The 5,176-nt window shown below is 66.2% G+C and carries 5 protein-coding genes; 3 read left to right on the forward strand and 2 right to left on the reverse strand.

Translation table 11 applies throughout. The features are described 5' to 3' along the window. Positions 1-37 precede the first annotated feature (37 nt). On the reverse strand, positions 38-982 hold the full coding sequence (locus GWK61_RS52570) for an NAD-dependent epimerase/dehydratase family protein (protein ID WP_194921772.1): 945 nt from the start codon (positions 980-982) through the stop codon (positions 38-40). 129 nt (positions 983-1,111) lie between these two features. Here GWK61_RS52570 and GWK61_RS52575 point away from each other — a divergent pair, with 129 nt between their 5' ends. Then, positions 1,112-2,023 carry a LysR family transcriptional regulator gene (locus GWK61_RS52575; protein WP_194921774.1) on the forward strand — a complete coding sequence of 304 codons (912 nt, stop codon included), beginning with the start codon at positions 1,112-1,114 and terminating at the stop codon, positions 2,021-2,023. A 275-nt stretch (positions 2,024-2,298) separates the two neighbouring features. Here GWK61_RS52575 and GWK61_RS52580 read toward each other — a convergent pair whose 3' ends face one another. Next, a complete protein-coding gene (locus tag GWK61_RS52580) occupies positions 2,299-2,976 on the reverse strand; it encodes a hypothetical protein (RefSeq protein WP_194921776.1) in 678 nt (225 codons plus the stop codon). Between the two features lie 606 nt (positions 2,977-3,582). Between GWK61_RS52580 and GWK61_RS52585 the strand changes: the two genes are divergently transcribed. Together GWK61_RS52585 and GWK61_RS52590 are read left to right on the forward strand one after the other, a co-directional pair. Then, positions 3,583-3,822 (forward strand): hypothetical protein, encoded by a 240-nt coding sequence (locus GWK61_RS52585; RefSeq protein ID WP_194921778.1) that lies wholly within the window; start codon positions 3,583-3,585, stop codon positions 3,820-3,822. A 399-nt stretch (positions 3,823-4,221) separates the two neighbouring features. Then, a complete protein-coding gene (locus GWK61_RS52590; RefSeq protein WP_194921781.1) occupies positions 4,222-4,683 on the forward strand; it encodes a GyrI-like domain-containing protein in 462 nt (153 codons plus the stop codon). Positions 4,684-5,176 lie beyond the last annotated feature (493 nt).

Genomic DNA, 5,176 nt, shown 5'->3' on the forward strand with positions numbered 1-5,176 from the left:
CCGTTGGCGTCGGGCCCGCTCTCGCTCGGGTCAGCGGTCAGCGGTCCGCGGATGCGGTCTCGGACTGTCGAGATCGACGCAGGATGTCGAGTGCCGCCGTCCGGGATACGACCGGCCGGTAGCCGAGGTCCTTGACGGCCTTGTCGGTGCGCAGGGTGCAGGTTTGCCCGATGAACCAGCGTGCCGGCACTGGGACACTTTGGGTCGCGGTGTCGAGGTCGATGTCAGGGATCGGGGTGTCGACGCCGTAGATGTCGAAGACGGTCTGCATGAACTCGCGGTACTGAACGGGTTCCTGGTCGGTGACGAAGTACGCTTCCCCGGGATTGCCGTGCTGCCACCCGAGGAGCAGGCCCTCGACGGCGTTGTCGACGAAGGTGATGTCGGTCGTATGGCGGCCTCCGTCGATCCACGAGAACTGCCCGGCCTTCGCCAGGGCGGCGAAGCCGTCGGTCACTGGGCTTCCCGGACCCCAGACGTATTTGGGGCGGATGGAGACCGTGGTGAAATCGTGCGTGTTCGCATCCAGCACGATGGCCTCCTGCTGCGCCTTGACCGCGCAGTACGGTGCGGGGGAGTCCGGCCGTAGGGGCGCCGTCTCATCGACGTCGATGAGCGGGTCGCCGGCCAGCAGGGCGGCCTCGCTGCCACAGTTCACGAAGCGGGCAACCTTGGCGTCACGGGCGACCTGCAGCGCGGCCCGGGTCCCGTCGACGGTGACCAGTCGGTGCCGGGCGAGGCCGGCGTCGAGATCGGTCTCGGCCGCGAGGTGGAACAGCACCTCGCTGCCCGACACCGCGTGGCGCCAGGTGTCAGGCTCGGTCAGCACCCCCCGCACCGGTTCGGCGCCAAGAGCCGTGACGGTGTCTGCTGCTGTTGCGCTTCGCACGAGAGCTCGGACGTCGTGCCCCTCGTCCACCAGCCGACGGATCAGTACCCGGCCGATGAATCCCGACCCGCCGGTCACGAAAATCTGCGCCATGTCGAACCTCCTGGGTTGCGTTCCGTCCACAGCACCCGATGCGGGCGCCCACGGTTGTCAGCAACCAGCGGCCGTCAAACGATCCCATCGCGGGATTCATAGTTCTGAGGCTTGACATAAACTCTGTTTATGACATCCCTTCGTGCGCTCGAATGCCTGGTCGCTGTCGCCGACTGCGGATCGATCACCGAAGCCGCGCGACTGCTGCACCTGACACAACCCGCGGTCTCGCACCAGCTCGCCGAGCTGGAGCGGGAGACGCGAACCGTGCTGCTCAACCGCCGTCCGCGCGGGGTGAGCCTGACCCCCGCAGGCAACGCGGCCCTCCCGCATGCCCGTCGAACGCTCGAGGCGGCCGCGTCGGCCGTGCGCTCGGCCCGTGCGGTCGGCGACGGTACGGGGGGAAGCCTGCGCGTGGCATGCGCCCAGAGCCTCACGGTCTCCCTCGTCGCCCCAGTCCTGCGGGACTGGCACCGCAGACGCCCCGGCATCGTCGTCAGCCTGCGCGAGTCCGCCGTCCTCGCCGAGTTGCTCGGCTTCATAGACACCGGCGCAGCGGACATCGTGCTCCTACCCGCGCCGGTCCCGCGGGGCTACGAGACGAGCCTGATCGCGGAGGAGGAGATCGTCCTGACGGCGCCGGTCGGTCACCGTCTGGCCGGCCCGGGCGACGTGCGTCTGCAGGAACTCGACGGGGTGGCGCTGGTGCACTTCGCGCCGGACAACGGACTGCACGATTGGTTGGACCGCTCGCTCGCCGAGGCCGGGGTGCGACCCGAGCCGGTGATGAACACCTCGATCACCGCAGCCGCGCCCCAACTGGCAGCAGCCGGTTTGGGGGTCTCCGTCACCCCGGTGAGCGCGGTGAGCGCCGGCCTCCCGGCCGCGATCCGATCATTCTCCCCCAAGTGGGTCAGGCAGCTGATCGCGGTGACGCAGGCACAACCGGATCCGCTCTCCGCCCGCTTCATCACCGACCTCCGCACCCGCGGCGTGCGCGTACCCCGCGACGTGGCCCGGCAACTGACTGGCGGCGACTAGGCCTCGTCTTGGGTGGCGTCGGCACCGCGCCCTCGCCGAAGCGGTGATCAGCCTGGCCCCGGTCCTCTCGATCACGGTCTTCTGCATCGGCCTGGCCTGGTCGACATGCTCGACCATCACCTCGACCGCTGTCTCCACCCACCTCGGATCGCAGCGGTCCAGGACGTTGCCGACCCGCGGCGTATCCACCAGCCCGGCCTCGCCGTTCGCCTCGAAGTCGGCCACCCAGCACTTGACGGTCCGGACCGACACGCCGAGCTCGTCGGCGGGGGGCGTCAGTGGGCCGCCGCGAAGAACGGATGCGCTTGCGCTTCGGGCAAGGTCGGGTCGAGTTCGGCCGCCGTCCCCACGCCTGGGAGCCATGCCAGTGCCGGCATCGATTGCCACGCCAGGGGCGATACAGCCTCGTGGTCGGGCCACTGCCAGCGACCGTCGGCTGGAGGGGGCTGATGTGCCAGGCAGTGGTCGGTCATGCACTGCACCTGGTTGAGGTACCAGAGAGCGATTGTCGGGCTGCCCGTGAGCTGGACGTCGAGAACGGCTATCGCCAGTGCGCCGACGTCGCAGGTCAGGGCACTCCACCTGTACCGGTCGTCCACGTAGCGCAGATACGGGGCCACAAGGTCCGGCCCGGCCTCAGGGCACCGTGCAGCCGCGTGCATCGCAAGGCGGATCAGCAAGTTTGCCATCGCCTGGCTGCGATGCGGTTCGAAGGACGCGCGATCGGCCGTCGAGCGCGGAAACCGTCGGCAGAAGTCGTCTGAGACATAGACGGGCTTGCGCAAGCTGTTGCCGGAGCGAGCGATCATCTGGAAACGCCCGCCGAGCTGCGACCATTCATCGGCCATCGCAATGATCGTCTCGGCGGTGTCCTCGCCGTCCGGGAGAACCCGATGCCCGGCCGGAAGGATGGTGGACAAGCGCTGCTGCCATACAGTGGACGCCTCGAACACGTGGCCCCCTCGGTGGTATCCATTCCGCTTCGCCGCCCCAGGGCCTTGGGGCGGACGTATGTACCACCTATGCCGCCTCCGGCTTTGCAAAGAGGCCGGTTCGTAGCCCTTTGATCGTTGGCATCCGATGCTTGGGCCGACTATGACGATGTCGGTGGTCGTGGAGCGACCATGCGGTCAGATTGCGGCGCATCCGTCATTCGCCGCCGCTTTGGCACTCTGCGATCAGTCGAATGGGCTGCTAGACCGATATCGACAACTGCGTTGCTTGATCACGCAACGTCGCCGTGTGGGCCGTCCGTCGTCGATGACGGAGGGCCGAATCTCGCTGTACAACTGAAATGCCCAACAGCGCACCCTGCTACGCGTGTCCGAGGGTGGCTATGTCAGGCGTTGCCGCGCTGCACGAACGCTGGACTGCCATCGTTCACCTAGACCAGCGGCCAAGCGCACTGTCGAGGTGTTCCACGACGACTTGGACGGCACCGAGGGCGCCAAGACCGTGAAAATCGGTCTCGACGGCTCGGCCACCAGCTTGGGCAAGCCAACGCCCTTAAGGACCTCAGTGCAGTACAGCGGCTTGCCGGGGATTTCGCTGCGGCCGCGATGAACCAGAACGAAGCGCTGATCCTCTACCGCGAACTAGGGATGCGATCCGGACAGGCCGATGCGCTTACCGAGCTCGGCAAATTGCAGATAATATCCGGAGGCAGCGGCAACTGCCCCGCTGCTACGGAGAGTTTCCGTGAGGCGCTCGACATCTACCGTGCGCTGGGGCGTGCTTTGGATATCGCTCGAGTCGAAGCCGCCCTAGCGGATTTAGAGAATACTGATTCTCCAAACTAGACTCCTGGTTTAGAGAACGCGCTTCTGGAGCGTCCGCAGAGCCTGGATTCTGGTTTAGGGAACAGGGAACCGCCTTCCTCGGGCTGGCGGCGACAGCGATCCGTTCGGCGACAAGCCGGCGCGGGACTGGGCGGTGCGCGATTACCGCACCCACCTGCTGGCCGTGGCCAAACGCGAACCAGCCACCGTGAACCACGCCCTGGCGGCCCTAGTTAGGGCTCGTTGAAAATGTAGGTCGTCGCTGACCTTGCGTGCATGTGGGGGCTGCTCGTGGCGACGGTCTTGGTGAGGCAGTCGTCTTGGGCGATTGGCGACGACGGGAGTCGGGTTGAGTCCCCACCGCGGCCGAGAACTGCCTTCGACCCCTCGGTATGAGGAACTGCGCACTACAATGTAGGAATGCCGGTCTCGGTCGACCTACAGACTGTCCGCCCCCGGATGTTGGCTGCGGTGCGGCGCACGGTCGCGCCGGGTGACGTCGGCTCGGCGTGGGGGCCCGCGGTGGGTGAGGTCTGGGACTTCATTCGCAGCCAGCCGGGCTTATGGACCGACGGCCACAACGTATTCGTCTACCACCACTCGGATCAACCTGGTGCGCCGATGCTTTGCGACTTCGGAGTCCAGGTCACCCGCGCATTCGAAACCGCCGGCGAGGTGTGTGCTACCGAAACGCCGGCGGGCGAAGCCGCCGTAGCCGTGCACCGCGGGCCGTACGACCGCATGGACGAGACGTACGACGCGATTGGCCTATGGATGATTGCGAACCGGAGAGAATCCGCCGGGCACTCCTGGGAAATCTACGGAGACCCGACGCCGGATCCGGCCGACACCGAGACGACGATCGTGCACCTGCTGAAGTAACATGCGGAGAACCCGCCACTCGACGAGATGCCGGGATCATCTTCGTTCGGCTCCTTGGGTGTTGGCGCTCTCCGAAAATGCAGATGCCTGCTCAGTTTGAGTGTGCTTTGAACAGATCCGCGTGGAGCCCAGGTTGTACGCATGTATTAGCTTCGGGACCTCGTGGTCAGGGCGCTGTGGCGGCGGTCTGGCCGGCTCGGAACGACGGTCCGTGATCGTCGAAGAGTGAGGCGGAGAGCCTTTCCGACGAGGCGATTCAGTTCTGGCGCGAACGCGGCGAGGCCCGGCCGGCATCCGTACCGGCCGGGCCTCGCCATGTCCTCGGGGTCCTTAGGACCTGTCTCTTATACACACCTGACGCTGCCGACGATCGCATAAAAAAAAAAAAAAAAAAAACACCCCCCAACAACGTCGAGGACGTACGGCATGTTGGTGTAGGACACCGTGCCGTCGTAGTCGTGCCAGGCGCAGAAGCCGGAGTTGGGGAAGCCGG

The organism is Catenulispora rubra, assembly GCF_015356825.1.
GTDB lineage: Bacteria > Actinomycetota > Actinomycetes > Streptomycetales > Catenulisporaceae > Catenulispora > Catenulispora rubra.

Bases quoted from the DNA above. Each gene is read 5' to 3' on its own strand.
- GWK61_RS52570 (WP_194921772.1), bottom strand. From the start codon at position 982: ATGGCGCAGATTTTCGTGACCGGCGGGTCGGGATTCATCGGCCGGGTA.
- GWK61_RS52575 (WP_194921774.1), top strand. From the start codon at position 1,112: ATGACATCCCTTCGTGCGCTCGAATGCCTGGTCGCTGTCGCCGACTGC.
- GWK61_RS52585 (WP_194921778.1), top strand. From the start codon at position 3,583: ATGAACCAGAACGAAGCGCTGATCCTCTACCGCGAACTAGGGATGCGA.
- GWK61_RS52590 (WP_194921781.1), top strand. From the start codon at position 4,222: ATGCCGGTCTCGGTCGACCTACAGACTGTCCGCCCCCGGATGTTGGCT.